This window comes from Bradyrhizobium sp. NBAIM08 (genome assembly GCF_020193935.1).
GTDB lineage: Bacteria > Pseudomonadota > Alphaproteobacteria > Rhizobiales > Xanthobacteraceae > Bradyrhizobium > Bradyrhizobium yuanmingense.
Genome location: NZ_JADYVR010000974.1, coordinates 1 through 402, shown reverse-complemented (window position 1 = coordinate 402; position 402 = coordinate 1). Strand labels below are relative to the sequence as shown.

At 72.6% G+C, this 402-nt stretch carries 1 protein-coding gene; it reads left to right on the top strand.

Features of this window, described 5'->3' with window-relative positions; genetic code table 11:
- Positions 1-402: DUF4349 domain-containing protein (locus I6F37_RS43010; protein WP_225154829.1), on the top strand; the 402-nt coding region annotated here is incomplete at both ends.

The following is a 402-nucleotide window of genomic DNA, read 5'->3' as shown; positions in this document are numbered from 1 at the left end:
CCCTGACCGTCAAGATCCCGTCAGACAAGCTCGACACCGGGATCGCCCAGCTGTCCAAGCTCGCGCATGTCAAGGCCCGTTCGCAGCAGGCCCAGGACGTAACCGACCAGCGTGATGCCCTCGAGGCCTCCGTGCGTGACGCGCGCGCCGACCGCAACGGGCTGCGCACCCGCCTGAGCAAGGCGACCACCGACAAGGAGCGTTCACGACTGCGCGCCCAGCTCGATCGCGCGTCCCGTCGCGTCACGCAGCGTCAGCGCCAGGTGAACGAGCTCGGCGCGGCCGTGTCGTTCGCGACCGTCGACTTGAGCATCGACGGCGACCGCCGTGGCGCCGCCGCTCCGCCCGAGGGCCGCTGGACCCCGGGCGACGCCGCCGGGGACGCGCTGCGCGTGCTCGAGG